Annotated in this window: 25 protein-coding genes; 12 read left to right on the forward strand and 13 right to left on the reverse strand. The window is 72.0% G+C overall.

Features of this window, described 5'->3' with window-relative positions; translation table 11 throughout:
• Positions 1-14: 14 nt before the first annotated feature.
• Both ABZ810_RS41895 and ABZ810_RS41900 read right to left on the reverse strand, forming a co-directional pair.
• On the reverse strand, positions 15-503 hold the full coding sequence (locus ABZ810_RS41895) for a DUF6328 family protein (RefSeq protein WP_358412686.1): 489 nt from the start codon (positions 501-503) through the stop codon (positions 15-17).
• Between the two features lie 84 nt (positions 504-587).
• Entirely contained in the window at positions 588-1,277 is a 690-nt protein-coding gene (locus ABZ810_RS41900) for a TetR/AcrR family transcriptional regulator (protein ID WP_358412688.1), read from the reverse strand.
• Between the two features lie 61 nt (positions 1,278-1,338).
• On the opposite strand from ABZ810_RS41900, the gene ABZ810_RS41905 reads away from it, so the two are divergent.
• Complete coding sequence (locus ABZ810_RS41905) at positions 1,339-2,193, forward strand: alpha/beta fold hydrolase (RefSeq protein WP_358412690.1); 855 nt, start codon at positions 1,339-1,341, stop codon at positions 2,191-2,193.
• Positions 2,194-2,233: 40 nt separating this feature from the next.
• Here the strand turns inward: ABZ810_RS41905 and ABZ810_RS41910 are convergent, their stop codons facing one another.
• The 3 genes from ABZ810_RS41910 to ABZ810_RS41920 are packed head-to-tail and all read right to left on the reverse strand — an operon-like array spanning position 2,234 to position 5,996.
• The gene (locus ABZ810_RS41910; RefSeq protein ID WP_358412692.1) at positions 2,234-3,202 is read right to left on the reverse strand and encodes a PaaX family transcriptional regulator C-terminal domain-containing protein; all 969 of its coding nucleotides are present in this window, start codon (positions 3,200-3,202) and stop codon (positions 2,234-2,236) included.
• A gap of 8 nt (positions 3,203-3,210) precedes the next feature.
• On the reverse strand, positions 3,211-4,560 hold the full coding sequence (locus tag ABZ810_RS41915) for a hypothetical protein (protein ID WP_358412694.1): 1,350 nt from the start codon (positions 4,558-4,560) through the stop codon (positions 3,211-3,213).
• The gene (locus ABZ810_RS41920) at positions 4,557-5,996 is read right to left on the reverse strand and encodes an alpha/beta hydrolase (protein WP_358412696.1); all 1,440 of its coding nucleotides are present in this window, start codon (positions 5,994-5,996) and stop codon (positions 4,557-4,559) included. Before ABZ810_RS41920 ends, ABZ810_RS41915 begins: the two co-directional genes overlap by 4 nt.
• Positions 5,997-6,154: 158 nt before the next feature.
• Here ABZ810_RS41920 and ABZ810_RS41925 point away from each other — a divergent pair, with 158 nt between their 5' ends.
• From ABZ810_RS41925 to ABZ810_RS41950, 6 genes are all read left to right on the forward strand, one after another.
• Entirely contained in the window at positions 6,155-7,153 is a 999-nt protein-coding gene (locus tag ABZ810_RS41925; protein WP_358412698.1) for a phosphate/phosphite/phosphonate ABC transporter substrate-binding protein, read from the forward strand.
• A 10-nt stretch (positions 7,154-7,163) separates the two neighbouring features.
• Positions 7,164-7,937: a phosphonate ABC transporter ATP-binding protein gene (gene phnC, locus ABZ810_RS41930; protein WP_358412700.1), complete on the forward strand. Its 774-nt coding sequence runs from the start codon at positions 7,164-7,166 to the stop codon at positions 7,935-7,937.
• On the forward strand, positions 7,930-9,582 hold the full coding sequence (phnE, locus tag ABZ810_RS41935) for a phosphonate ABC transporter, permease protein PhnE (RefSeq protein WP_358412702.1): 1,653 nt from the start codon (positions 7,930-7,932) through the stop codon (positions 9,580-9,582). The genes phnC and phnE overlap by 8 nt, the downstream gene beginning before the upstream one ends.
• Before the next feature lie 47 nt (positions 9,583-9,629).
• Positions 9,630-10,838, forward strand: a complete 1,209-nt coding sequence (locus ABZ810_RS41940) for a cytochrome P450 (protein ID WP_358412704.1) — start codon at positions 9,630-9,632, stop codon at positions 10,836-10,838.
• A 15-nt stretch (positions 10,839-10,853) separates the two neighbouring features.
• Positions 10,854-11,480: a uridine kinase gene (locus tag ABZ810_RS41945; RefSeq protein ID WP_358412706.1), complete on the forward strand. Its 627-nt coding sequence runs from the start codon at positions 10,854-10,856 to the stop codon at positions 11,478-11,480.
• Positions 11,481-11,624: 144 nt separating this feature from the next.
• A complete protein-coding gene (locus tag ABZ810_RS41950; protein WP_358412708.1) occupies positions 11,625-12,080 on the forward strand; it encodes an ester cyclase in 456 nt (151 codons plus the stop codon).
• A gap of 44 nt (positions 12,081-12,124) precedes the next feature.
• On the opposite strand, the gene ABZ810_RS41955 is transcribed toward ABZ810_RS41950, so the two are convergent.
• Complete coding sequence (locus ABZ810_RS41955; protein WP_358412710.1) at positions 12,125-13,012, reverse strand: LysR family transcriptional regulator; 888 nt, start codon at positions 13,010-13,012, stop codon at positions 12,125-12,127.
• A gap of 84 nt (positions 13,013-13,096) precedes the next feature.
• Between ABZ810_RS41955 and ABZ810_RS41960 the strand changes: the two genes are divergently transcribed.
• Positions 13,097-14,041 (forward strand): EamA family transporter, encoded by a 945-nt coding sequence (locus ABZ810_RS41960; protein ID WP_358412712.1) that lies wholly within the window; start codon positions 13,097-13,099, stop codon positions 14,039-14,041.
• A 149-nt stretch (positions 14,042-14,190) separates the two neighbouring features.
• Here ABZ810_RS41960 and ABZ810_RS41965 read toward each other — a convergent pair whose 3' ends face one another.
• Positions 14,191-15,396, reverse strand: coding sequence for a serine hydrolase domain-containing protein (locus ABZ810_RS41965; protein WP_358412714.1), 1,206 nt, complete (start codon positions 15,394-15,396; stop codon positions 14,191-14,193).
• Positions 15,397-15,734: 338 nt separating this feature from the next.
• Between ABZ810_RS41965 and ABZ810_RS41970 the strand changes: the two genes are divergently transcribed.
• On the forward strand, positions 15,735-16,214 hold the full coding sequence (locus ABZ810_RS41970) for an NUDIX hydrolase (RefSeq protein WP_358412716.1): 480 nt from the start codon (positions 15,735-15,737) through the stop codon (positions 16,212-16,214).
• Positions 16,215-16,350: 136 nt separating this feature from the next.
• Positions 16,351-17,859 (forward strand): DHA2 family efflux MFS transporter permease subunit, encoded by a 1,509-nt coding sequence (locus ABZ810_RS41975; RefSeq protein ID WP_358412718.1) that lies wholly within the window; start codon positions 16,351-16,353, stop codon positions 17,857-17,859.
• 25 nt (positions 17,860-17,884) lie between these two features.
• On the opposite strand, the gene ABZ810_RS41980 is transcribed toward ABZ810_RS41975, so the two are convergent.
• The 5 genes from ABZ810_RS41980 to ABZ810_RS42000 form a co-directional block, all read right to left on the reverse strand.
• Positions 17,885-19,339: an aldehyde dehydrogenase family protein gene (locus tag ABZ810_RS41980; protein ID WP_358412720.1), complete on the reverse strand. Its 1,455-nt coding sequence runs from the start codon at positions 19,337-19,339 to the stop codon at positions 17,885-17,887.
• A 138-nt stretch (positions 19,340-19,477) separates the two neighbouring features.
• The gene (locus tag ABZ810_RS41985; RefSeq protein ID WP_358412722.1) at positions 19,478-21,541 is read right to left on the reverse strand and encodes a SpoIIE family protein phosphatase; all 2,064 of its coding nucleotides are present in this window, start codon (positions 21,539-21,541) and stop codon (positions 19,478-19,480) included.
• A gap of 494 nt (positions 21,542-22,035) precedes the next feature.
• On the reverse strand, positions 22,036-22,263 hold the full coding sequence (locus ABZ810_RS41990) for a DUF2188 domain-containing protein (RefSeq protein WP_358412723.1): 228 nt from the start codon (positions 22,261-22,263) through the stop codon (positions 22,036-22,038).
• A 237-nt stretch (positions 22,264-22,500) separates the two neighbouring features.
• Complete coding sequence (locus tag ABZ810_RS41995; protein ID WP_358412724.1) at positions 22,501-23,019, reverse strand: hypothetical protein; 519 nt, start codon at positions 23,017-23,019, stop codon at positions 22,501-22,503.
• Positions 23,003-23,422: an STAS domain-containing protein gene (locus ABZ810_RS42000; protein ID WP_358412725.1), complete on the reverse strand. Its 420-nt coding sequence runs from the start codon at positions 23,420-23,422 to the stop codon at positions 23,003-23,005. The genes ABZ810_RS41995 and ABZ810_RS42000 overlap by 17 nt, the downstream gene beginning before the upstream one ends.
• Before the next feature lie 296 nt (positions 23,423-23,718).
• Here ABZ810_RS42000 and ABZ810_RS42005 point away from each other — a divergent pair, with 296 nt between their 5' ends.
• Entirely contained in the window at positions 23,719-24,114 is a 396-nt protein-coding gene (locus ABZ810_RS42005; protein WP_358412726.1) for a helix-turn-helix transcriptional regulator, read from the forward strand.
• 129 nt (positions 24,115-24,243) lie between these two features.
• Here the strand turns inward: ABZ810_RS42005 and ABZ810_RS42010 are convergent, their stop codons facing one another.
• Positions 24,244-24,945, reverse strand: coding sequence for a TetR family transcriptional regulator (locus ABZ810_RS42010; RefSeq protein WP_358412728.1), 702 nt, complete (start codon positions 24,943-24,945; stop codon positions 24,244-24,246).
• A 73-nt stretch (positions 24,946-25,018) separates the two neighbouring features.
• Here ABZ810_RS42010 and ABZ810_RS42015 point away from each other — a divergent pair, with 73 nt between their 5' ends.
• Positions 25,019-25,894 carry an alpha/beta fold hydrolase gene (locus tag ABZ810_RS42015; protein ID WP_358412730.1) on the forward strand — a complete coding sequence of 292 codons (876 nt, stop codon included), beginning with the start codon at positions 25,019-25,021 and terminating at the stop codon, positions 25,892-25,894.
• Positions 25,895-26,072 lie beyond the last annotated feature (178 nt).

Genomic DNA, 26,072 nt, shown 5'->3' on the forward strand with positions numbered 1-26,072 from the left:
TCCTGAGCCCGACCCTAGGAGGCGCTGTTGCGGCGGATGACCGGCTCGATGAACCAGAGCCAGGCGGCCAGCAGGGCGGCGCCGGCGGCGGTGATGAGGGGTAGTGGGCCGTTGAAGAGGAAGTCGACGACCATCATGGTGGCGGCGGTCATGGAGACCGCGAGTGCCAGTGTGCCGATCATTCCGTAGGCGTTGGAGCGGCGGACCAGTGATTCTTTGAGGCCTTGGCGGAACAGGACGCGGTGTTGGGCCACGGGGGCGATGAAGAACATCGTGGCGATGGCGGCTGCTACGAGTGAGATGTAGTAGAGCCATTTGTCGAACGAGTCGAGTTTGGTGAAGCCGATCGAGAAGGGGACGGTCAGCAGGAAGGCGAACAACACCTGGACGCCGGTGACGGCCACGCGCAAGCCTTGGAGGAGTTCGACGAAGTTGCGGTCGGCGCGCTCGGCCGGGGTCTCTGACTCATTCCCATGGCGGGCGGACTGCGGCGCTTCGGACACGCTGAACTCCTCAGAGGGCACAAATGGTCGGATGTGCTGATCGTTGTGCTTTACCCCGGCAGTCCCATGTCAAGCCGCGGAGCGTCAGGCACGCCTCGACCAGGTGGGGGTGAGGAGGCCGGTCAGGAGGCTTCGGACGGTTCGTTCGAAGAGGTCCTGGTCGGGGGCGGGTGGCGTGGTCCGGCTGAGGGCCGCGGCGAAGTGCGGGTAGGCGGTGAGGTCGTGGCCCGCGAAGGGGTTCGCCGTGCCGGTGGCCTCGTTGCGGGCGAAGAGGCTGACCACGCCGGTCATCATCGCGATCGCCTCGAACTTGGCGCTGGTGGAGCTCGGCACGGGTTCCAGGATCCACAGGCAGTGGTCGAACCAGGCCATGCTCTGCGGGCCGATGCCCGATGGCCGGTGAAGCACCTCCAGCAGCCAGGGGTGGCGGCGGTACAGCGCGAGCTGGCGGCGGGCCATCAGCAGCATCGTGTCCAGCCAGTCCCCGTCGGGTCGGGGGTAGGGCTGGAGTTCGCCGATGGCCCGGTCGGTCATCAGGTCGAGCAGGTCGTCACGGGACGACAGGTACCGGTAGAGCGATCCGGCGGCGGTGCCCAGCGAGGTGGCGACGGCGCGCATCGTCGCCGCGGGGAGCCCTTCGGCGTCGGCCAGGGCGATGGCGGCCTGGACGATGGCGTCCCGGCTGTGGGCGGGAGTGGGGCCGCGGGTGCCGCGCTCGGGCCTGGTCCAGATCGGCTGCCGGCCCGCGCCGGAATCAGTGGGTGCGTCGCTCACCCGTCCACTGTAAACTGCGAACGACGTTAGCAGTTTTCGGGCAGGATACGGAGAGGCGATCATGGAACGGATCACGGCACGGGACGGCGCCGACCTGGCGGTGCACTCCAGCGGGAACGGGCCAGGCATCGTGGTGGTGCACGGCGGCGGGGTCACCATCCACGACTACCGCCGGCTGGCCTCGGCGCTGGCCGACCGGTTCACCGTCCACCTCTACAACCGGCGGGGACGGGGCGACGCCCCGCCGGTGTCGCGACCCGACGCCATCGAGCAGGACATCGACGACCTCGCCGCCATCATGGAGCACACCGGCACCGGCAACGTCATCGGGCACAGCTCGGGCGGCTTCATCGCGCTGAAGGCGGCGCTCCGGCTGCCGATCGACCGGCTCGCGCTCTACGACGCCGCGGTCTCCATCGACGGCAGCTTTCCCGCGCCCTGGTTCGAGCCCGCGCGGGAGGCGCTGCGCCGCGGCGACACCGCACGAGCCCTCACGATCGCCAGTGCGGGCATCAACCCGCAGATGGCGGCGTCGAGGCTTCCGTTCGGCGTCCAGCTCGCCGTCGTCCGCGCGTTCATGCGCACCCGGATCGGCCGGACCATGGGCGACCTGCTGCCGCTGACCCTGGACGAGGGCGAGCAGATCCTGCGGCACGACGGGCCCGCCGAGCAGTGGGCGGGGATCACCGCCGCCGTCCTGCTGGCCTGCGGCGCCAACAGCGCCCCCTACTACGTCGAGAGCAACGAGGCGCTCGCCCGCGTCCTGCCCCAGGCCGGCACCCTGCGGATTCCCGGCAGCGGCCACGACGCCCTCAACCGGGCGCGCCCGAGGCTCACCAACCCCCTCGCCGCGTTCTTCGCCAGCGCCGGGAACGATCGACCCGCCCACAAGCCGCAAACCGGCCAAGCACTCTGAACCGATCTTCCGGGGACGGCGGAGGTAGGGCGCAGCGAGGTCAGGTGAGCATGGTCAGACGGTCCCGGTCGGTGTTCTCGTCGAACTCGGTGCGCCGTTGCGCGTGGCCGGCGCGCAGGGTGGACGCCTGGGCGAAGGTGTGATGCGACGCCAGTTCGGCGAGCTCGGGGGAGTACCCGGCCAGGATCTCCCGGAACCGCCGTTCGGCGGGATCGCCCAGCGAGTCGTAGATGCGCACGCACAGCCGCCGCGCCTCGTCGCGCGGCCAGTCGGAGGGCAGGAGCTCGGCGGGCAGGTCGGGGTCGAGATTGGGGAACGCCCGCCAGTCCGTCATGACCGCGGTGCGCAGCCGTAGCGCCTCGGCGGGGGAGATGCCGGGCCGGGCCGCCTTCGTCCCTTCCTCGCGGTAGGTGGCGATGAAGTGGTCGTACCGTTCACGCAGGGTGGTGATGTCGAAGGCGCGGTCGAGGACGCCGTCCAGGCCCTGCTCGGTCATCTCGCGGGCACGGAAGACCGTGACCCCGGGGACGTCCAGCCTGCGGACGAGTGCGACGACGTCGGAGGTCCGGTCGTGGGGGCTGACCCAGACGGCGTCGAACAACATCCCGAAATGCAGGAGGCGCAGGCCGTCGCGCAGCGCGCGCCGGGTGTCGCGCTGCTCCTCGGGCACGGAGAACATCGCCACGGTCCACTCGCCGTCCCACGTGGGCATGGTCGCGCCGAACGTCAGCAGCCGCAGCACGTGCGCCACGATGACGTCGTGGGCGCGGGGCGGCAGGCCGTACGCCGTCGTACGGCCGGAACGGGAGCTGGTCAGCAGACCGCGCGAGGCGACCCGGCGCAGCGCCGCGCGCGCGCCGGTCTCGCTGATGTCGAACTCTTCGAGCAGGCGGACCAGGGCCGCGGACGGGATGTGCTCGTCGCGCCAGAACCAGTAGTCGCCCAGCAGTGTCGTGAGCAGGCGCTGAGGCTCGGCTCCCTGCCTCCCCCGAGGCAGGGAGCTCGTCACGGGTGCGGTCACCCGGTGTTGCCCATCGTGCGTTCTCCTCGGTCGGTGTAGGAGCCCCGGTCGTCAGCGTCCCACGTCCTGGCGGGCGCCGTGGGCGCGGCACGCGTGAACAGCGCGCCTTCACCGGCGCGGCGGCGCAGGGCCTGCGGGGTCACCGCGGGCCAGCGTCCGGTGTCGACGCGTTCGAGCAGGACGGACAGCGCGGCGGCGCGCTCGGCGGTGCTGAACGTGCAGTGCCCGGCCCGGTCCACGAACGCCTGCCGCAGCGGCGAGGCGGCTCCCGCCCGGGTCACGGTGTCGCGGTAGGCGCGCTCGTCGGACACCGGCCCGGCCGGGTCGCCGACCGTGTGCAGGGTGAGGACGGGGTCGCGCAGTTCGCCGTCGTAGGTGATGAACCGCTCGGCCTTGGCGAGGGCGTCCGGGGCGGCGGCGATCCGGGGTGCCCGCGCGAGCCTGCCGAGATCCGCGCGCAGGTCGGCGCCCGCCTTCCGGTAGATGACGCCGATCGTCCTCTCCCGGCCGGAGAGACGGAGCTGGTGACGGTAGTCGACGCCGGTGTTCCAGGACGGGTTGCCGCCGAGGTACTGCTCGTACGCGGCGCGGATCTGGGCGCCGACGCCGAACGGCAGCCCGGCGATCCAGCCGTCGGTCAGTGCCTCGGTGTCCCGGGGACCGGGCCGTGGCACGGCCGGGTCGTTCCAGGCGGGCACCTGCGCGAACGCGGCGGCCAGCGCCAGCCGTGCCCGGCCCTCCGGGGTGGCCTTGGCGCGGTCGATCAGGCCGGTCAGGGCCGCCTGCTCGGCGGCGGGGTCGGCGATGTTCACCAGCGACATCGGCGAGTCCGGGTCGATGAGCGTCCTGAGGGCCCAGGCGGCGTCGAGCTTGGCGTTCCACATGGCGACGGTGCCTGCGCCGCCGCCGCACGCCGGGAGCGCGCCGTCCACGAGGTGGCCGTAGTACTGGACGAAGCCGCGGGTGAGCAGCCCGCCCTGGGAGTCGCCCATCACGAGCGTGCGGGCGGGGACGCTGACCTTCTCGTCGAACACCGCCCGGGTGGCGGCGATGTTCCGCAGGTCGTCGCCCAGGCGCCAGCCGGGCCGCGACTCCGTGCCGGCGACGGCGTGGCCCTGGCGGGTCACGTGCTCCTGGAAGGCGGCGCCGAGGCGCTCCCGGTTGGCGACCAGCAGCAGGGTGCCGTCCCAGCGGGGCGGAACGGTGATCGTGTAACGGGTGCCGTCGGCGTGCACGCCGGTCAGCTCGCGCGGAGCCGCGGGGCCGGCGTCGGCGGTCGCGGGCGCCGACAGGGCGGCGAGCGTGGCGAGGGCGGCGAACGCGGCGATCGTCGTGCGCGGTCTCATCGGAGGCCTCCGGGAACGTGCGGGCGCAGGAAACGGTCAGGGGTGAAGCGGACGAACCGCGCGGTCCCCAGGTCGGGGTCCCGGGCCGCGAGACGGGCGGCGAGCCGTCCCAGCTCCGGTGCGCCGGCGCCGTCGCCCCACCGGCCCGTCTTGACGCGCGTCTCCAGGGTCAGCACGGTGGCGACCAGTTCGGCTCCGGTGTAACCGCAGTGCCCGGGCCGGTCGACGAACGCCTGCCGCAACATCGGCCCGTCCCCCGCCCGCCGGACGGCGTCGGAGTACGCGCGGGCCTGCGTGACGGTGGGGAAGTTGTCACCGCGCTCGTGCAGCGTCAGAACGGGAACGTCCAGTTCGCCGTCCGGGGTGAAGTTGCGCTCCATGTAGGCGACCGCGCCCGGGTCGGCTGAGATCCGCGGTGCCGAGCCGAGGCGGGTCAGGTCGGCGTCGAGGTCGAGTCCGGCCGCCGCGTAGAGGGCCCGTACCTGCCGGGTGCGTCCCGAGTGCCGGAGCAGCGCGCGGTAGTCCACGCCGGTGTTCCAGGACAGGTTGCCGCCGGCGCGCTGTTCCAGCGGGAATCGGGGCGAGAACACGGTGGGCATGAACGCCGCGTACTGCTGTTCCTGCTGTCCCGCCCAGTCGTCGGCGGCGGGCTCGGGCGTGCCGGTCACGGACCAGGTCGAGATCTGCGCGAAGGCGGCGGACAGCGCGATGCGGGCCCGGCCCTGCGGGGTCCGCTGCGCGGCGTCGAGGACGTTCCTGGCGGCGGCGTTCGCGCCTGCCTCGGTCCCGGCGGAGCCGAGCCGCACGAGCGGAACGCCGGCGTCGGGCGCGAGCAGGGTGGTGAACGCGAACGCGCCGTCGAGGGCCTGATTGAGCATGGCGACCGGCCCGGCGACCGAGGCGCAGTAGGGAAGAGCGCCGTCCACGAGGTCGGGGCGGCGTTCGGCCAGGCCCGCCGCGATGTTGCCGCCCATCGAGGAGCCCCACGCCAGCGTGGTTCTGGGCTTCCCTGCCGTACGGGCGAGGACGGTGAGGGTGGTGGCCGAATCGCGCAGCGTCTCCTCGACCGCCCAGCCGTCCCCGTACGGGCGGGTCCCGGCGAGGGCGTAGCCGTGGTCGAGGAGCCAGCGCTGAGCGGCGGCGTTGCCGCCGAGACCGGCGGGCCGCCGCTGGTCCCCGGCGCCCTGGCCGTAACCCGGGCTGAACGACAGCACGGTGCCGTTCCATCCCGCGGGGATCTCGATGGCGTAGGTGGCTCCGGTGGGGTGGACGCCGCGGAGGCTGACCGGCGCGTGTCCGCCGGCGGAGCCGACAGCGGCGGCGGACGCGGTCGCGGGCGGGGCGGCGACGAGGGGCGGCGCGATGGTGGTGAGGGCGAGCGCGGCGGTTGTGACGGCGGTGGCCGCGCGCCGGAACGGGGGGTGGGGGAGGTGCATGTCCGGCTCCCGAAGGAAAGGAGACAGTAGTTCGACGGTCGTCCTGATAAAGCCGTAGGTAATGTTGGACAGGAATCTTACGGCCGTCACAGAAGTGTTGACAATGCCTTTTCACCTGCCTACTTTGAGCCGACCACCCCGCATCAAGGGAGTCCCTGATGTTCCGGAAGACATCCACCAGCGTGATCGCGATCACCGCAGTGGCCGCCCTCGTCTCGGCCTGCGGGTCCGGTCCCGGCGCCCGCGGCGCCGGCGGGAGCGGTGGCGGCGGGAGCCGTCCCGGCCAGCTCGTCTTCGCCGCGGTCCCGTCCGAGCAGACCGACAACCTCCAGGCCGCCTTCGCCCCGATCACCGCCGCGCTGGAGAAGGACGTGGGCGTCCCCGTCAAGTTCCAGGCGGTCGCCAGCAACGCCGCCGTCGTGGAGGCGCAGGTCGCCAAACGTGTCGACGTCGCCGTGTACGGCGCGTTCAGCTACTACCTGGCGCGCAGCCGCGCCAAGGTCGAGCCGGTCGCCGTGCCGCTGCAGGCGCCCGAGGGCGACCCCGGCGCCTACGCCTACGGGGTCACGCGCGGGAACGACACCTCCGTCACGTCGCTCAAGGACGTCAAGGGCAAGGACATCTGCTTCACCGACCCCGGCTCCACCACCGGCTACCTCCAGCCGCTGGCCTCGCTCAAGGAGGCCGGGGTGGACGCGGCCAAGGACGCCAAGAGCGTGTTCACCAAGGGCCACGACACCGCGGTGGCCTCGCTGCTGGCCGGTGACTGCGACATCGCGTTCGTCGGCGACGTCTTCATCGACCAGCTGCTGCCCGCCCGGGGGCAGCTCAAGCCCGGCCAGGTCCGCAAGGTGTGGACCTCGCCGCTCATCCCGGGTCCGCCCGTCGTGGTCGGAAGCTGGCTGCCCAAGGACGTCAAGGACAAGGTCACCCGGTCGGTGACGGGACTGACCGCCACCGGCGCCGCCTCCGCCGGGCTCTGCAAGGGCAAGGAGATCAAGGGCCCGGCGCCCTGGAAGCGGTACGCGGGAGCGACCGCGTGCCCGCTGGGGTCGTCGAACGCCTGGACGTTCATCACCGCGAGCGATCAGACGTACGCGCCGATCGCGCGGATCTGCGAGATCACCAAGGCCGAGGTGTGCACGTCCGGTGACTGAGAGGCCCCCCATGAACGACACCCGCGACGCGGCCGTGCTGCGCCTCGCCGGAACGACCAAGGCGTTCGCCGGCACGACCGTGCTCGACAGGATCGACCTCACCGTTCCCGAGGGCGAGTTCGTCGCCCTGGTCGGGCCGTCCGGTGCGGGGAAGTCGACCCTTCTCCGGCTGGTCAACGGGATGCACCTGCCGGACGGCGGCACCGTCCGCACGCTCGGCGCCGACCCGGCCGGCTGCTCGAGCCGCGAGCTGCGCGCGCTGCGCGCCCGGGTGGGATTCGTGTTCCAGCAGTTCGGACTGGTCGGCAGGCTCTCGGCACTGGAGAACGTGCTGATGGGCGCGCTGGCCACGCTGCGCTGGCCGCGCTACGGCGTGATGACCTACCCGCGTGCCCTGCGCGAACGGGCCGTCCGGCAACTCGATCGCGTCGGCCTCGCCGACCAGCGTTTCCAGCGATGCGACACGCTGTCGGGCGGGCAGCAGCAGCGGGTCGCCGTGGCCCGCACGCTGGTGCAGCGGCCGGAGCTGATCCTGGCCGACGAGCCGGTCGCCTCGCTCGACCCGGCCGCCAGCGTGCTGGTGCTCGACACGCTCAAGCGGATCAGCGCCGAGGACGGCATCTCGGTCGTGTGCAGCCTGCACCAGATCGACCTGGCCCTGTCCACCGCCGACCGGGTGGTGGCGCTGCGCTCGGGGCGGATCGTGCTGGACGAGGCCGCCGCCGGACTGCCGGAGAGCCGGCTGCGCGCCGTCTACGAGACGGCGGGATCCGCCCATGACTAGCCCCGCGCCGGTCGTCCGCGCCGAGCCAGAGCCCGAGCCCGAGCACGCCCCAGGGCCGCTCCGCCCGCCGCTGGAAGCCCGGACGGCCGTCGCGGCCGGGCTGCTCATCGGCGCCGTCGTCGTCACCGGGGTGACGTTCTGGTGGATCGGCCTGTCGCCGCTGTCCCTGGCGGCCGGGCTCGGGGACACCGGGCGGCTCCTGGAACGGATGGTGCCGCCCGAGTTCCCCGCCGCCGGCGACATCGCCATGCTCGTCCTGGAGACCCTCCTGATCGCGGTCGCGGGAACGGGGCTCGCGACGCTGGCCTCGGTTCCGCTGGCCTTCGCCGCCGCCCGCACGCGCCCGGTCCGCCGCTGGATCGGCCCGGCCGCCCGGCTGGTCATCGTCCTGACCCGGGCGGTGCCGACGCTCGTCTTCGCGATCCTGTTCGTCCGGGCGTTCGGGCTCGGGCCGCTCGCGGGAGCGATCGCGGTCGCCGTGCACTCGGTCGGCATGATCGCCAAACTGCTGGCCGACACGATCGAGGAGGCCGACCCGGTCCCGGCCGAGGCCGTGCGCGCCTGCGGCGCGCGCGAGGCCCAGGTGGCGGCGTCCAACGTGCTGCCGCGCGTGTTCCCCGCGCTCGTCGCCATCGTCCTGTACCGCCTCGACATCAACATCCGGGCGTCGGCGGTGCTCGGCGTCGTCGGCGCCGGCGGCATCGGGGTGGCGCTCCAGACCGCGCTGGGGAGCCTCGACTACCGGCGTGCGGCGGGCATCATCTGCGTGATCATCGTGTTGATCCTGCTGCTGGAACTGCTGTCGGTCGCGATCCGCCGTCGTTCCGGCAACGACCGGACCGGGCCCGCCGCACTGCCCGCGGGCGAACGCGCCCCCTACGACGTCGGCTGGGACCGCGATCGTGTGCTGCGGTTCGCCGGCATGACCGCGGCCGCCGCCGTCTTCCTGCTGTCGTTGTGGTCGCTGGACTTCAGCCCCGGCCGGCTCGGAGACGCCTGGCCGAACGTGCGCGGCATGCTCACCGGCATGTGGCCGCCCGCCTTCTCCGGCGACGTCCTCATGGGAGTGCTGGAGAGCCTGCTCATGGCGCTCGGCGCCGCGGCCGTCGGCACCCTCGGCGGGCTCGTGCTCGCCCTGCTCACCGCGGCGAACGTGACACCCTGGCGGCCGCTGTCGGCGGTCGTCCGCGCGCTGGTCGTGGTGATCCGCGGCATCCCCGACCTGGTGTACGCGCTGCTGTTCGTGGCGGCTCTGGGGCTCGGTCCGTTCGCCGGGTTCCTGGCCCTGTGGATCTCGTGCACCGCGCTGGCCGCCAAGTTCTTCACCGACTCGCTCGAGGTGCTCGACCCGGTCCCGCACGAGGCCCTGACCTCGGTCGGCGCCTCCCGGCCGCAGGCGTTCGCCGGTGGGATCTGGCCGCGGTTCGTCCCGTCGTTCACCGGCAACGGCCTGTTCGTGGCCGACCTGGCGCTGCGCGAGTCGATCGTGCTCGGCATCGTCGGCGCGGGCGGCATCGGTTACCTGATGCAGGAGTCCATCGCCACCCTCCGCTACGACGTCACCAGCGCCATCGTCATCACGATCGCCGTCGTCGTCTACGGCATCGAGGCGCTCGCCCGCCTGGCCCGCCGCCACCTGCTCTGATCCGCTCCGGCTCACCGACCGCTCCCGCCACCGAGAATCGGGGACGCATGACCACCGAACGCCCGCCCGACTGGGATCCGCGCGAGCCGGAGACCTTCGACAGCCCCCACGCCGTCTACGCCGACCTGCGACGGCGCTGCCCCGTGCCATGGAGCGACGCCTTCGGAGGCTTCTGGGCGGCGACCCGCTACGAGGACGTGGTGCGGATCGCCCGCGACAACGAGACGTTCAGCACCGCCGTCCAGAACGTCGTCCCGCACGTCCCGCGCAGCAGCCGCAGGCCTCCGCTGCACTTCGACCCGCCCGAGCACGGCATCTACCGCGCTCCGCTGGACCGGGTGATGAGCCGCGCGACGGTGCGCCGCCTGGAGCCGGCCTTCCTGGCGGCCGCCGGGGACCTGCTGCGGCCGATGCTGGCGCGCGGCGGCGGCGACTACTCCAAGGAGTTCGCGCTGCCGTTCGCCGCACAGTGCTTCGCCGAGTTCCTGGGCCTGCCGCTGGACCAGGTCCTGGAGATCCGCCGGATCGGCGTGGACTACAGCTTCGCGATCCAGGACATGGACAAACCCCGGATCATGAGGGCCAGCGACGAGCTCTACGGCATCGCCCGCGCCCTCGTCGACGAACGACGCCGAGACCCGCGCGACCCCGCCACCGACATGGTCACCGGCCTGCTGACCGCGGACCCGCCCATCCCCGGCGACCTGGTGGTCGGAACGGTCCGGCAGACCATCGTCGCGGGCATCGGAGCCCCCCACGCCGTGCTCGGCAGCGCCGCCGTCCACCTGGCCCGCGAGCCGGACTTCCAGCAACGACTGCGCGACCGCCCCGACCTGCTGCCGAACGCCATCGAAGAACTCCTGCGGCTGTACGCGCCGTACCGCGTGTTCGCCCGCACCGCCACCCGTGACGTGGAGGTCGGCGGCCGGACCGTCCGCGCGGGCGAGCCGATCACCATGCTCTTCCCCTCGGCCAACCGCGACGAGACGGTCTTCCCCGACCCCGACCGCCTCGACCTGGACCGGAGCCCGAACCGCCACCTGGCGTTCGGCCGAGGCGCCCACCGCTGCCCCGGCACCGCCCTGGCGCGCATGCAGATGGCCGCCGCCCTCCGGTCCCTTCTCGAAAGCACCTCCGAGATCACCTTGGACGGGCCGGTCGAGATGTTCAACTGGCTGGAGTTCGGCCCCAAATCCGTCCCCCTCCGCCTCATCGGCTCGCTCCCGACGGGTGAGGAGGCTCCGGTGGCGGGATGACGGAGAATGGAAGGGATGCGTGCGCGGGCCATTTCCTTCGAACGCCTGGTGGACGAGGTGTGCGACCGGGTGGCGGTGGCGCCTCGCGAAGGGTGGGTGCGGGTCGCGGTCGACGGGGCACCGGCCGCGGCGCCCGGTGCGCTCGCCGATGCGCTGCTCGACCCGCTGCGGGTACGGGGGAGAGACGCCGTGCGGGTCTCGGCGAACGGCTTCCTGCGTCCGGCCTCCCTGCGTTTCGAGTTCGGACGGGAGGACCCGGACGTCTTCTACGACGAGTGGCTCGACATCGGGGGGCTGGAGAGGGAGGTGCTCGGGCCGCTGGCGCCGGGCGGCTCGGGGAAGATCCTGCCGAGTCTCTGGGACAGCACCACCGACCGTGCCACCCGCGAACGGTATCGCTCGGTCGCGGAGGGCGGAGTGTTGCTGCTGGACGGCGCCATGCTGCTCGGACGCGGGTTCGCTTTCGACCTCACGGTCCATCTGAGCATGTCGGCGGCGGCGCTGGCCCGCCGGACGCCCGAGGCTGAGAAGTGGACGTTGCCCGCGTACGAGCGGTACGAGAACGAAGCCGATCCGATGCGGACCGCCGACCTCGCGGTGAAGGTCGACGATCCGCGTCATCCCGCTCTGATCACGGGATGAACCGCCCCGGCCGGACGGTCGTGGATGCGGCCGGTTCGCGCTCCCGCCATCGCGGGCCGGTGCCCGGTCTGATCGACCCGTCCGCGGATCGGTCGAACGGTAGGTTGCTCGTACATCTGATCTTTCGTACCGAGGAGCCAGGTCGTGGTCTCAACGGAATCGCGTCAGCGGCGGCTCGCACTGCTGGAAGAACATTTCGCTTCCGAAGTGGAGAAGGAGTTCGACCGGACGGTCGCGACGTTCGCCGGGCCTCCCCGCTACGAGATCATGGCGACCGGGCAGGTGCACGACGGCGAGGAGGCGGTGCTCGCCTACCACCGGGCGCAGCGGGCGGCGTTCCCCGACCAGCGGCACGAGAACGTGCGCATGCACGTCGCCGACGACACCGTGGTGGCCGAGTTCGATCTGCTGGGGACCAACCTCGGTGAGTTCTACGGCGGGCCGCCCACCGGGAAGGCGTTCCGGGTGCCCGTGATCGCGGTGTTCTTCTTCGAGGGCGACCTCCTGACGAACGAGCGCATCTACCTCGACGTGGCGAGCCTGCTGGGGCAGATCGGGCGGACCGACCTCCTGGGGCTGGCCGCGGAGCTCGGACGGTAGCCGTTCCCCGCACGTTCGCCGCCACGCTCGGCCGTCCCAGCCGATCAGGCTTTCGCGCCGGCGGTGAGCAGGTTGAGGATGAGCTGTAGCGGGGGCCAGTTGGCGTGGCCGCGGCGGACCACGGCATGTGAACGGAGCGTCACGGGCGGGTCGGCCAGCGGCAGCAGCTCGATCCCGGGGCGCACCGGCTGGTCGGCCGGCAGCAGCCCGATCCCGAGGCCGGCGAGGATGAGGTCCTGCACCAGCTCCAGGCTGTCGGCGTGGTGGGTGATCCGCGGCTCGTAACCGGCCATCGAGGCCAGGACGCGCACCACGTGCTCGTCCGCGCTGCCGCGGGAGTTGACGATCCAGTCCTGGTCGCGGACCGCGGCGAAGACCGAGGGGGCTTCGCCCCGGGGCGCGGTGACGGTGTGCGGCACCGCCAGGTCCCACCTCGTCGTCCACAACGGCCGGGATTCCACGCCGGGGTCGGCGACGGCGGGAGCGAGGTCGTAGTCGTAGGTCAAAGCGAGATCGACGGTGTTCGCGGTCAGCATCGCCAGTGCCTCGGCGGGTTCGTGCTCGTGGATGTGCAGGCTCACTCCGGGGTGGTCGGACAGGTCCGCCATCACCGGCAGCAGCGAGCGGCGCACGGCCGTGGCGAAACCGGCGACCCGCACGGTGCCGGCCGGCTCGGCGCCGGGGTCCAGATCGAGCCGGGCCTCCTCCACCGCCGCCAGGATCGTCACGGCGTGCTTCGCCAGCCGCCGGCCCGCCGGCGTCAGCCGTACCCGGCGGCCCTGCGGTTCGGTCAACGCCGTGCCCGCCTCCCGCGACAGCGCGGCGATCTGCTGCGACACCGCCGAGGTGGTGGTCCCCATCTCCTCGGCGACCTCGCGCATCGACCCGAGCCGGGACAGCTCCAGCAACATCTGCAGGCGGCGAACGTCCATCCGTCCATCATTCATGATCACTTAACAATGTGTCCAGGAATCTCACGTGGACATGAACGGTAAAGATCCCTTCTACTGGAGTCCATGACCTCCTCGACCACATCGATCACGTCGGCTCCGGGCGCCACGGGCGCCCGTACCGGCGCGGGCCTGGCCCTGGCCGCGATGACGTGCGTGCAGCTCGGCCTGGCCGTGTCGATCACGCTGATCGACCGGATCGGCGCCGAGGGCGCGGCCTGGCTGCGGCTGGCGTGGGCCGGGGTGCTGCTGGTGGTCGTGGTACGGCCCCGGCTCGGGGACTTCCGCCGCGCCGACCTGCTGGCGTGCACGGCGCTCGGCGGAGCCACCGCCGGGATGACGCTGCTGTTCATGGCCGCGGTCGAGCGGCTCCCCTTGGGCACCGCCAGCGCGCTGGAGTTCCTCGGCCCGCTGGGCGTCGCCGTGGTCCGGGGCCGTGGCGGCCGCAAGGTGTGGCCCCTGCTGGCCGCCGCCGGCGTGCTGCTGCTCACCGAGCCGTGGCACGGCGCCACCGACCTGGTCGGAGTCGCCTGCGCCCTGGCCGCCGCGGCCTGCTGGGCCGCCTACATCCTGCTGACCCAGCGCGTCGGCGACCGGGTCGCCGGGGTCGCCGGACTGGCCATCTCCATGCCCGTCGCGGCCCTGGTGGCCACCGTGATCGCCGGCCCCTCGGTCCTGGACCGCCTCACCTGGCCGATCCTGGTGGCCGGGCTCGGCCTGGCGGTGCTGCTGCCGGTGGTGCCCTTCATCCTGGAGATGATCGCCCTGCGCCGGCTCAGCACCGTCGCGTTCGGCACGCTGATGAGCCTGGAACCGGCCATCGCCACCCTCATCGGCCTGATCTTCCTCCACCAGGTACCCGGATGGCTCGCCGCCGCCGGGATCGCCCTGGTGGTCACCGCCGGCATCGGCGCCGAACGCACCGGCGCCCGCACCGACCTCCCACCCACCGTGCCCCACGCTTACGGATCTCCTTCTCGAACGGACGTCGATGCCTGCCGAACTGCGTGAGCTGACCGTCCACATCGACACGGGCCGAGCGGCTGCTGACCGCACGACGTGGGGACCGGGTCACGGCACCACCGCGCCGACCCCTGGACCCGTCCTCGGTGCCGGCTCCGACCCCGACGCCGTGAGCGTCGCTACCTGACGCGGGCCTTTCAGCAGAACTCGGTCTTGAGGACGGCGTCCTCCAGCGCCTGCTCGCCCCAGTCGCCGTTGCGGTTCATGGTGAGGACGTGCCGGCCGTCGCTGGTGGCCGCCGTGCGGGACGCCGACCCGGGGATCATGCCTCCATGGCCCCAGACCCAGCATCCCGGCGTCAGCTTGAACTTACGGATGCCCAGGCCGTAGCGGTCCTCGGCGCCGCCGTGCCCGTCGGCCCCCTCGACGGCGACGGTGCGGAACATCGCCCGCTGCTGCGCGGGGGGCAGCACCTTGCCGCGCAGCAGCCGGGACAGGAACATGTTCACGTCCGCGGTGGTCGAGATGATCTCTCCCGCCGAGAACGCCACGGTGGGGGAGAGCTCGGTGACATCGCGGATCTCGGCGTTCGGCCCGTCCTCGAACAGCGTGGAGTAGTGGATCGCGTGCGGCCGGGGCAGGCTCGGTGAGGTGCCCGGCACGCTGGTGCCGCTCAGGCCGAGAGGCTTGATGATCTGCTCCTCGACCTGGTCCCGGTAGCTGCCGTCCCCGGCCTTCTCGATCACCATTCCGGCCAGGATGTAGTTGGTGTCGGAGTACTTCCAGCGTCCCGGCGTCCCGGGCTGGAACACCGGGGGGTGGGCCAGCGCGATGTCCACCAGCTCGCGCGGGGGCACCCGGTCGTAGCGGTTCTTGTCGAACGCGTCCCCGGCGTATCGGGCTCGGAAGCCCTCGTCGTCGTTGTAGTTGAAGATTCCGCTGGTGTGGTTGAGCAGCTGCCGGATGGTGATCTTCGTGGGCCGGTAGCCGGGGCCGCGCACCACTCCGGGCAGCCAGCGCTCGACGCTGTCGTCGAGCGACAGCCTGCCGGCCGCCTCCAGCTTCAGCAGCACGGTGGCGGTGAACGGCTTGGTCATGCTGGCGATCCGGAACCGTTCGTCGGAGGTACGCGGGCGGCCGCTGAAGTCGGCGACGCCGGCCGTCCCGGTCCAGCTGCGGCCGCCGGACCTCACCTCGGCGATCGCACCGGGCGTGCCCTGCCGGACGATCGCCTCCAACGCGGCCTGGGTACGTGCGTGCGACCAGGCCTGGGACCCTGCGGTTCGGACGGCCGCGTGCGGCCCGGGCTCGGGGGCATCGGCCGATGCCCACCCTGTCGTGGCGGCGGAGAGCACGCCCACCGAGGCGAGGACGGTGAGCGCGCGCTGATGTGAGTTGACCATGGAACGAGCCAAGCGTCCGAGGGCGTGTCCGCACCATCGGGAATCCCCCGGAGATCGTTATCAGGGTTGCCGAACGGACGCGGGCGACGGCGGCGCGGGGACCTGCGGTGTTCCCAAGTTCAGGTCGCAGAGCCGAACGCCAGGAGCCAGCACCGTCCCCGCTCTCTTCGTCTGGGGCCTGGCCGACCCGGTCAGCGGCGCGCACGTACTCGATCGAATCCGCGAACGCCTACCCGAGACGACGCCGCCGTGCTGGCGGAAATCGGCCACTACCCGCAGATCGAGGCACCGGAGGAAACCGCGGCGGCGATCGGCGATTTCCTATCATCCTGAAACGTATGGATGGTGTCTTGGCGCGGGACGCGAAGGGGAACGTGCTCACGGCGTTCCTGCCGGCCGCGGACACCCCCCGCGCACCGGACGACGTTCCGATGTGCGCGGCCCTGATCGCGGTGTGGCACGGCCGGGAACTGCTCCTGGTGTTCGACCGCTTCCGTGACGGCTGGGAACTGCCCGGCGGCCGGATCGACCCTGGTGAGACGCCTGCCCAGGCGGCCGTACGGGAGTTGCGCGAGGAGAGCGGCCTGCACCTGCCCGACCTGACCCTGGCGGGGTACGCACGGTTCCGGCTGACCGGTCCGCCGCGCGAGGAGTGCGCCGCCGTCTACACCGCGCACGCCCCCACCAGAGTTCAGGAGTTCACGCCGAACGAGGAGATCAGCGCGATCCGCTGGTGGGACTCCACCGGCCCTCCCCCCGAGAACGCCCAGATCATCGATGTGGCGCTGGCCCTCCGCATCCGCGTCGAAGGAGCCTGAGCCGGCCTCGTCAGCGGGGCGTCGCGTGATCCAGACTTGTGGTGAGAAACTGATCCAAAACGAGCGAGGAGAACCCCCCTCTCATGCGTGGCGTAGTCCTGAACGGGCTGGGCGGCGTCGCCTCCGGCCCCGGACCATGACGATCGCACGGCGCGGCCGGGCCACGGCGCCGTCCGGTGCCGGCACCTGGCAGATCGTCGCGACGGTGAGCCTGGGGACGACGATGCTCGTGCTCAGCAGCACCGTCCTCAACATCGCACTGCCGCTCATCGCCGGGCACTACGGCGCGGGACCGCTGGCGGCGACCTGGGTCGTCCTGGGGTTCATGCTGGTCCAGACGTCCCTGCTGGTCGTGTGCGGCAGGCTCGCCGACCGCTTCGACCGGCGCAAGGTGTACCTGTCGGGGCTCGCCCTGTTCACCCTGGCCAGCCTCGCGGCCGCGGCGGCGCCGACCATCGAGGCGCTGATCGTTCTGCGGACGCTGCAGGGGATCGCCGCCGCCATGGCCATGGCCAACGGGACGGCGCTCATCGCGGCCGCCGTGCCGAAGGAGCGGCTGAGCCAGAGCATGGGCGTCTACCTGGGAGCGCTCGGCGTGGCGCCCCTGCTCGGCCCGTCCCTGGGCGGCTATCTCGCCGACACGTTCGGCTGGCAGTGGGTGTTCCTCATGGACGTCCCCGTCGGCATCACCGCGCTGGCGTGGGGCGCCTACTGCCTGCCCCGGACCGCGACCTCCTCGCGCGGCCCGATCGACGTGGTCGGCGCGGCCCTGCTGACCGGATGGGTCGCCCTCCTCGTCCTGGTCGTCTCGCAGGCGGGCTCGGGGAACTGGCTCGAGGCGCCGCGGCTCGTGCCGCTGGTGCTCTGCCCGCTGGTGTTCGCCGGCTTCGTGCTGCATCAGCGGCGGTCCAGGTCGCCGCTGATCGACCCCGGCCTGTTCTCCACGCGCACGTTCGTGCTCGGCAACCTCGCCGCGCCGCTGAGCGCCGTCGGCATGGCAGGCATGGCGTTCCTCGTCGCGCTGTACCTGCAGAACGTGCGGGGCATGTCCACCGCGGAGGCGGGACTCGCCGTCCTCGCCGGACCCCTGGCCGGCATGATCGCCCCGCCGATCAGCGGCCGGCTGGGAGCACGGTTCGCGCCGCAGCGCATCGCGATGTGGGGCACCCTCACCGCCACGGCGGGCCTGGCGCTCCTGGCGATCACCCTGGCCGGGGACACGTCCTACCCGCTGATCGCCGCCGGAATGGTGCTGGCCTGCGCCGGCAGCAGCGTCTTCTACACCGCCAACACCACCCTGCTCATCATGGGCGTCCCCGCCGAGACGCTCGGCGTGGTCAACGGCGTGCGCCTCACCATCCACTTCCTCGGCATCTCGCTCAGCCCCGCGATCTGCCTGGCCATCGTCTCCTCACGCCTCGCCCCGGACGACAGGCACGTGCTGTACGCCAGCGCGCAGACCCGGCCGTCGGCGGCGGCGCGCGAAGCACTCCTCTCCGGCTACCGCCTCAGCTTCTGGCTCTTCGCCGTCGCGGCCCTGACCTGCGCGCTCCTCGTCGCCCGCATCTCCGGCTCGGCCCCGACCCGCGACGCGGCGCCCACCGGACGGGAGGCGGACCGGGCGAAGGACAGCGCGACCGGATAGATGCGGGGCCAGGCCGCAGGGTGCTCTAGAGCTGGGCGTAGACGGTCTTCGTCTGGAGGTAGGCCTCGATGCCGTCCTTGCCGAACTCGCGGCCCCAGCCGGACTGCTTGTAGCCGCCGAACGGCAGCGCGTGGTCGTACACCAGCTGGCAGTTCAGCGTGATGGTGCCGGCCTCCAGCCGCTTGGCGAGGCGGTGGGCGCGGCTGAGGTTCTGGGTGTAGACGCTGCCGGCCAGCCCGTAGGCGGTGTCGTTGGCGAGCGCGACACCCTCGTCCTCGTCGTCGAACGGCAGGACCGTGACGACCGGGCCGAAGATCTCCTGCTGGTAGAGCCGCATGCCGCGGTCGACGTTGGTGAGCACGGTCGGATGGACGAAGTAGCCGCGCCGGTCGAGGCGGTGCCCGCCGGTGACGACCTCGACGCCGTCGCGCTTGCCCTCGTCGACGAACCCCATCACGCGGGTGAGCTGCTTCTGGCTGATCAGCGGGCCGATGACGGCGCCCTCCTCGCTCGGGCCGCCCAGCCGCAGGGTGTTCGCCATCCCCGCCAGGCCCTCGACGACCTGGTCGTAGACGCCGCGCTGGACGAAGACGCGGGAGCCGCAGACGCAGCCCTGGCCGGAATGCACGAAGATGCCCATCGCCGCCGAGAAGACGGCCGTCTCCACGTCGGCGTCGTCGAAGATCAGTACGGGCGACTTGCCGCCCAGCTCCAGCATGACCTTCTTGAGGTTGCCGGAGGCGGCCTGCACGATCAGCTTGCCGACCTCGGTCGAGCCGGTGAAGGCGATCTTGTCCACGCCCGGGTGCGCGCTCAGTGCCGCTCCGGCGGTGTGGCCGTACCCGAGGACGAGGTTCACCACCCCGTCCGGCACGCCCGCCTCGGCGAGGATCCGCTCCAGCACGATCGCCGAGAGCGGCGTCTCCTCGGCGGGCTTGACCACGCTGCTGCATCCGGCGGCCAGGGCCGGCGCGAGCTTGGCGCACGCGTTGAAGATCGGGCCGTTCCAGGGGAAGATCAGCCCGACCACGCCGAACGGCTCCTTGAGCGTGTAGGCGTGCAGGTCGGCGGCCGAGCCGGTGATCCCGGTCGTCATCTGGACGTCGTAGGCGTTGCCCTCGGTCTTGGTGCACCAGCCGGCGTAGTACCGGAACATCTCCGCGCACGTGGGCAGGATCATCTGCGCCGCGATCAGCGGCATGCCGGCGTTGAGCGAGTCGAGCCGGTTGAGCTCGTCGGCGTGCTCCTCGATCAGGTCGGCGATCCGCCACATGATCTTGGCGCGCTCGCGTCCCGGCAGGCCGCGCCAGACACCGGACTCGAACGTGGCCCGGGCACGGGCGACCGCCTCGTCCACCGCCGCGGCCCCGCCGTCGGTGAACTCGGTGATCTGGTCCTCGGTCGCCGGGTCGATGACGGGGATCACCTCTCCGGTTCCCGGGCGCCTGCGAATGTCGTCCAGCACCGTCCGCACAGTCATCCTTGCCTCCCGCCAGGGCCGCGGAACCAGCCTCTCGGCAATCAAATTTCCGATTGTCGAGAATGCTGTTCTCACTATGTGTCAACGACTATGCCACCCGCCCGGAAGGCGCACAAGTGGCCCGATCCCGGCGGAGGGCTACGCCGCGGGCCCCTCGACGGGGCCGGGCCTGGGGATGCGGACGGCCATCAGCACCACGTCGTCCTCGGTGGCCCCGCCGGCATCGCTGAGCTGGTCGGCCATGCTGCTCAGCAGGACCGGCAACGGCCTGTCGGGATCGCCGGCCAGCAGGCGCCGCAGGGTCTCCTCCGCCTGGTCGACGCCGACGTCGAAACCCCGGGTGCGGCGTTCGACCAGCCCGTCGGTGTAGAGCAGCAGCAGCGCGCCGGGCGGCAGCACCCTGCGATGAGTGGTGCGCGGCCAATCCCGCAGCCCGGGAGACAACAGGTGGTCGTGCTCCTCCAGGCGGACGACGGCTCCCTCCGGCGAGACCAGCAGCGGCGGCGGATGCCCGGCGTTGGTCCAGGTCATCGTCCAGCCTCCCGCCGGAGCGGAGGCCGCCGGGCGCAGATGGGCGTGGACCAGAGTGCCGCCGGCGTTGAGGCCGAGATGCTCGGACGCCTTCTCCAGCGCGGTCACCGCACGCGCCGGATCCTGCCCCGGATGGTCGATGTCCGCCTGCCGGAGCATGGCGCGGGTCTGCCCCATGATCGCCGCGGCGTTCATGTCGTGCCCGGTGATGTCGCCGACCGTCACCGCCCATCCCCGCCGATCGCGGCGCGCCGCCGGATCGGCGTCGGGGAGGGGGTAGGCGTCATACCAGTCGCCGCCCACCATCTCCGCGTCGGCGGCGGGCCGGTACACCGCGGCCCAGTCCAGGCTGGTGGGTTCGGGCAGCTCGGTGAGCATCGCCATCTGCAGCTTGTGCGCGACGCCCACCCGCTCGTCCACGAACAGGGCCCGCTCCACCGCCTGGCCCGTGTAGACCGCCAGGCCCGCCAGCACCGCCTGCTCCACCACGTCGATGTCATGTCTGCTGGCCCAGCCCAGCACCAGCGCCCCGAGGGTCGACGGCCCGCCCGGCACCGGACGGGTGGCGAGCAGCGGCATGCACACCGCGCTGGCGAGCCCCAGCGAGTCGAACCCCGCCACCGCCTCGACGCTGTAGCCGGCGACCAGCGCCTCACGGTCGGGCACGATCACCACCCTGCCCTCGCGCGCGGCCTGCGCGGTCGGCCACGCGTCACCCAGGCCGTAGCTCTCGTACTCGGCCTCCAGCCGCAGCGGGTTCTGGGAGTCCACCACCCGCCGCAGCCGCCGCCCCTCCACCAGCACCAACCCCACGTAGGCGGGCTTGAGATCGCCGCTCACCAGGTCGGTGACACGGCGCCGCACCTGCTCCAGCCCCGTGGTGTCGGCCAGATCCTCGGCCGCCCGCAACAACAGCTGCGAACGTCCCAACGCCACCCGCGACTGCCGCTCCAAGTCCTCCGCGCGTCCGGTCGTCCTCTCCGCCAGAGCCTGCGCCGACTCCGCCACCCGCTGCGCCGACTCGGCCACCTCCTGAGCCTGCGTGGCCTCCTTCACGGCCGTCTCGGCACCGCGTCGCGCCCGCTCGGCCTCGCCCCGCGCCGCCTCGGCCCGTTCCTGGAAACGTCCCGCCTGCGCCGAGAGGATCCGCAGCCGCAACTCGGCGCTGCACGCCGCCGCCAGATCCCGCAGGTTCTGGAGCTCCTGCCCGGTCCAGTCACGCGGCACGGTGTCGATCACGCTCAACGACCCCAGCACATGACCTTCACCGTCGGTCAGCGGCATCCCCGCGTACGCGACCACGTTCAGGTCGGCGATCGCCGCGCTCTCCCGCGTCCGCTCGTCCTCGCGCACGTCCGGCAGCACCAGCGGCTCGCCGGAGGCCGTCACATGCCGGCACAACGAATGCGTCAGCGGCGTGCTCCGCGCGCTTCCCCACGGATCGGCCAGCCCCAGCATCCCCGGGAACACCTGGCGATCGGCCTCCACCAGCGACACCAGAGCCACCGGCACACCCAGCACACTGGCCGCCAGCCGCGCGAACCGGTCCATTTCCGCGTCCGCCGCCGCGGACAGCCCCGTCGCCGCCAGCGCCTCCAGCCGCCCCGCCGCACCATCCGGATCGGCAGGCTCACGTCCCGGCCCGGCCGCACCGTCAAACGGCGACGCCATCCAACCTCCCCCGGCGCAGTGACCACGGAACGCCTGCTGTTGCCACCTTTACCGACGCCCCATCGTCAAAAGCGGTTGACACGAGAAAGCGTAGCCAAATCCGCCCCCCGACGACCGAACCTCGCGGTCGGCGTCCCGGCTCCACGGGTTATTCCCCGTGCCAGGCCGTCCGCGTAGCCGGAGAGGGGGGCGGAACGAAACCACAGAGCTCATTTTGACGTAGCCGGGGCGGAGCCCGCGGACGTCGGCCGAGGTGGAGGCCCGGAGCGGGTCGGCGAGCCACGAGCGTGCCCGGCGGGGGCGAAGCCGGCGGATCGCTCAGGCTTCTTCTTCGCTCAGGCGCGTGAACGGGCCTCGACGGCCGCGTCCACCGTGCGGAACCTCGCAACGAACGGCCCCCGCTCCGGCCATGCCGGTCGTTCCGGCGGGCCGGAGCGGGGGCCGATCAGGTGCGTTCACTATCGGCGGGGCACGATTGCCCGCCCGTGAAGGGCTCAGCCGCGCGGGGGATACGGGTCGGTGGCCGGAGCGATCGTGCGCTTGTCGCGGATCTTTCCGTCCTCACCATGAATGACCAGCTCGCCGCCGCCATCGTTGTGAATGATCTCCCGGGCGCGGCCGATGGCCTCTTCCTGGGTTTCATGGACCTCGCTGGCCTGCGCCTTGTCGGACTTGGCGATTTGCCAGCCACGTGCGTGCGGGAGTACGTGCCGATCGCCCATCGTGTCACCTCTTCATCGATCCGGGGCGTACGGGCGCCACCTACCCCGATCCCGCAGATCATGCCTGGGTGAGCGGGACGCCAGCGCGTACGCCGGGCGCCCGGGGATTCGGCACCCCGCGCGGAAGGCGTCCTGGGAATGTCCAGCGGTGGCTTCGACTTCGGAGACCTCTGGGACGATCTCGGCGAGGTGCGAGCGCCGACGATGCTGGTCCCGGGCTCCCGGTCAAGCGTGGTCTCAGCCGAAGACGTCACCGACTTCACGGGCTGGACGAACGGGTTGGCCGAGTTTGAAGGTCAGAGGTGTGGTGAGGGTGGTTGTGCGGTTGTGGATTCTTATGCCGCCGGCGGCTTTGAAGTTGAAGTGGGTGTGGAGGGTGGCGGTGATGTGGTCTTGGGCGGCCTGGCCGAACTCTAGGCGGGTCACCTCGACCGGGCAGTGGACGGCTGTGAGGTAGATCGAGCCGTCGATGAAGCCGCTTTCCGGTTTTGGCGGGAAGGAGAAGGCGCGGCGGCTCAGTGCGGTCAGGTCGGTGGCGGGCAGGCGGATGTCGTCCAGGGAGATCTCCGTGGTGATGAGGTCGGGCCCGCCGGGGCCTGGGCGGAAGGTGGCGGGCTCGTATTCGTCGTCCGCGGAGAAGGGGGCCAGCGGGATCGTGATGCTCCAGGTGCCGGCGACCGGATGGTCGAGGTCGGCCGGCCAGTGACAGAGGGTCCCGGGTTCGACCTTGAGGAGGTCGTCAGTCAGTTCGATCACGGGGGGAGTCTGCCAAGGCGCGGTGACCGGGTGACGCGTTGCGGTGGATCTCGTCCAGGGTGTCGTAGAGGTCCAGCACCGCGGTCATGCCCGTGCGGCGGAGCAGGTGGCGGCTGTAGGGCGGGCCGCCTGCGATCATGAGGTGGCCGCCGCGTTCCTGCATCTGCCGCCAGGCCGTGACGATGATGCGGAGTCCGGTCGCGGCGAAGTGAGTGACCTGTTCGAGGTCGAGCACGAGGGTCGACGGTTCAAGGAAGCTCAGGGACGACCCGATCGTTCGTTGCGTCAGGTCGGCGTCGAGCGCCTCGACATCGCCGGTGAGGCGGATGGTCAGGAACCGGTCGGATTCGGGGACGGCCGGTGGTGAGGGGCGGTGCGGTGCTCTCTGTCTGCTGTGGTTCACGCTCTCAGCCCACCCTTGACGGTTGCGCGGCGCTCCAGCATGCGCCGCCCATGGCCGGGTGGTCATCGGTAGCCGGACCTATTCGGTGTACCTAGATGCCCTGCGGGTCCCCGCGCGCGCCGGCAATCTGCCCGCCGAGCTGAGCCCGTTCGTCGGGCGACGGCGCGAGATGGCCGAGGTGCGCCAGGTGCTGGAGCGGGCCCGGCTGGTGACGTTGTGCGGGGTCGGCGGGGTCGGCAAGACGCGGCTCGCGCTGAAGGTGGCCGGGGAGATACGCCGACGCGCTGCGGACCCGGATGAACGCCGAGGCGGGGCCGGCCTGGGAGGCCCTGCGCGGCCGCGGCCTGGACGAGCTGGCCACGGCGATGGGCGAGGAGGCGTTCGCCGCCGCCCGCGCCCGGGGCGCCGCCCTGTCCGACGCGGAGGCCATCCGGGTGGTGAGAGGCGAACCCTCGCGGGCCGCGACGGCGTCCGCACCCGGCGAGCGCAGCCCGCTGACCAAGCGCGAACTGCAGGTCGCCGGGCTGGTCGCGCAGGGGTTGTCCAACCGCCAGATCGCCGAGAGGCTCGTCATCTCCAAGCGCACGGCCGACTCGCACCTCGAGCACATCCTCGCCAAGCTCGGCTTCATCTCGCGCCCCCAGATCGCCGCCTGGGCGGCCCTCGCCGACCGCACCGACCCCGACGCCTAGGCGTCCGGCCGTTCGCCCAGATGGCGACCTCGACGTCCCGGGCGCGCAGCGCCTCGACGATCCGGCCGGACACCCGAGCCAGGGGGTGAGGGCTTCGAAAGCATGGTTCTCAAAAACAGATTCTCATAATTAGGTTTTGAGAATCCGGTACACGGTGGCACGGGAGACACCGAAACGGGCGGCGAGATCCTCGGCCGCGTGGCCGGCCTGGTGAAGGGAGCGCACCTGCTCGGACTGCTCCTCGCTCAGCGCCGCCGGGCGCCCGCCGCCGCGCCCTCGCGGCCGTGGCGGTGGTGGCGGCGGCGCGTCCAGGAGGGCCCATGCGCCGTCCAGGATGAGGCGCCGGAGCTCTGGCGCCGGCACGTGGTGGAACGCGACGATCGGATCGCCGAGGCTCGCCACCACCTGCGCGGCGCGGACTCGCCGCTCCAGCCGCCGGTCGGGCCCGCAGACCAGGTCGTTCGCCAGGAGCAGGACGGCCTTGAAGCGCTCGGCCACGGGGGCCTGCACCAGCAGCGTCATGTCCCGGACGAGCATGACCAGGGTGTGCCGGTGCCGGAGGCTGACGTCGACGTACCCCTCGATGGCCTCGCGGCGGACGGTCCGCGGGTCCTCGTGCCGCTCCGCCTCGGCGAGCACGGCCTCCAGTTCGTCGAGGACGGGGAGGGTGAGGCTCCGCAGGATCTCGTCCTTGGAGGCGAAGTGGTAGTAGAGGGCCGCCTTGGTGATGCCGACCTCCCGCGCGATCGCCTGCATCGAGGTGGCGCGGAATCCGTGTTCGGCGAACAGCGCGCCCGCCGCGTCCAGGATCCGCCGTGGCGTATCGTTCATCACCCTCCCTTACCGCGAGTCTAGTCACGGTGCTACTCTCCTGACCGGCGGTCAGTGAATGAGGGAGGCGGTCATGGCCGATCACGTCACGTTCGGCGCCGGATGCGCGGGACGTCTGTTCCTTCCGGACGGCGCGGCCGAGCGCGTTCCCTGCGTGGTGCTCTGCCACGGGTTCAGCGGAACGATGGACCGGCTGTTCCCGCACGCCGAGGCCTTCGCCGCCGCCGGGCTGGCTGCCCTGATCTTCGACTACCGCAACTTCGGCGAGAGTGCCGGGGAGCCCCGGCAACTGGTCGACATCGACGGCCAGCAGGAGGACATCCGCGCCGCGGTCGCGTTCGCCCGCGGGCACGGGCGGATCGACCCGGACCGCATCCTGCTCTGGGGCAACTCGCTGGGAGGAGCGCACGTCATCAACGTCGCCGCCGACGATCCGCGCATCGCCGCCGTGGTCGCGCAGATCCCGTACAACGGTTTCCCGCGCAAGGTCGAGGGCCGGTCGGCCCTGGCCACGCTCCGGCTCCAGGGCGCCATCCTCTGGGACGCGCTGCGCGGCCGGCTCGGGCTGAGCCCGTTCTACATCCCCATGATCGGTGCGCCCGGAGAGCTGGCCGTGACCGCGACGGCCGAGGCCGAGCAGCACGTCAGGACCCTCGCGGGGGAGGGCGAGCGGACCCTCTGGCGCAACGAGGTCGCGCCGCGCGCGTTCCTGCGCATGGCGCGCTACCGCCCGGCACCCGAACGGCTGCGCGCGCCGCTCCTGGTCTGCGTCGCGGCCGAGGACCACGAGACACCGGAAGAGAAGACCCGCGTCCTCGCCGAGCGCGCCCCCGACGGCGAGTTGAGGCGTTACCCGGGGACGCACTTCGGCTTCTACAACGACCCCGCGATCAGGGACAAGGCTTTGACCGACCAGATCGCGTTCTTCACCCGCGACACCTCCGACTGACCCGCCCGCCCGCCCGCTCGTCGCCGGAGCCGCGGTCGGTTTCCTGATCTAGATCGTCCGGTGGGAATGCCGTGACGGCCGCCGGGGTAGGTGGCCCAGGTGCCTACCCGGGACGCCAGTGCGCGGGCGCGGCGAGTGCTTGTCGCCGCCGCGGTCCTCGCCGTGTGCGCGGGGTGTG

It is taken from the genome of Spirillospora sp. NPDC047279 (genome assembly GCF_040643285.1).
In the GTDB taxonomy this organism is placed as follows: Bacteria; Actinomycetota; Actinomycetes; order Streptosporangiales; family Streptosporangiaceae; genus Spirillospora.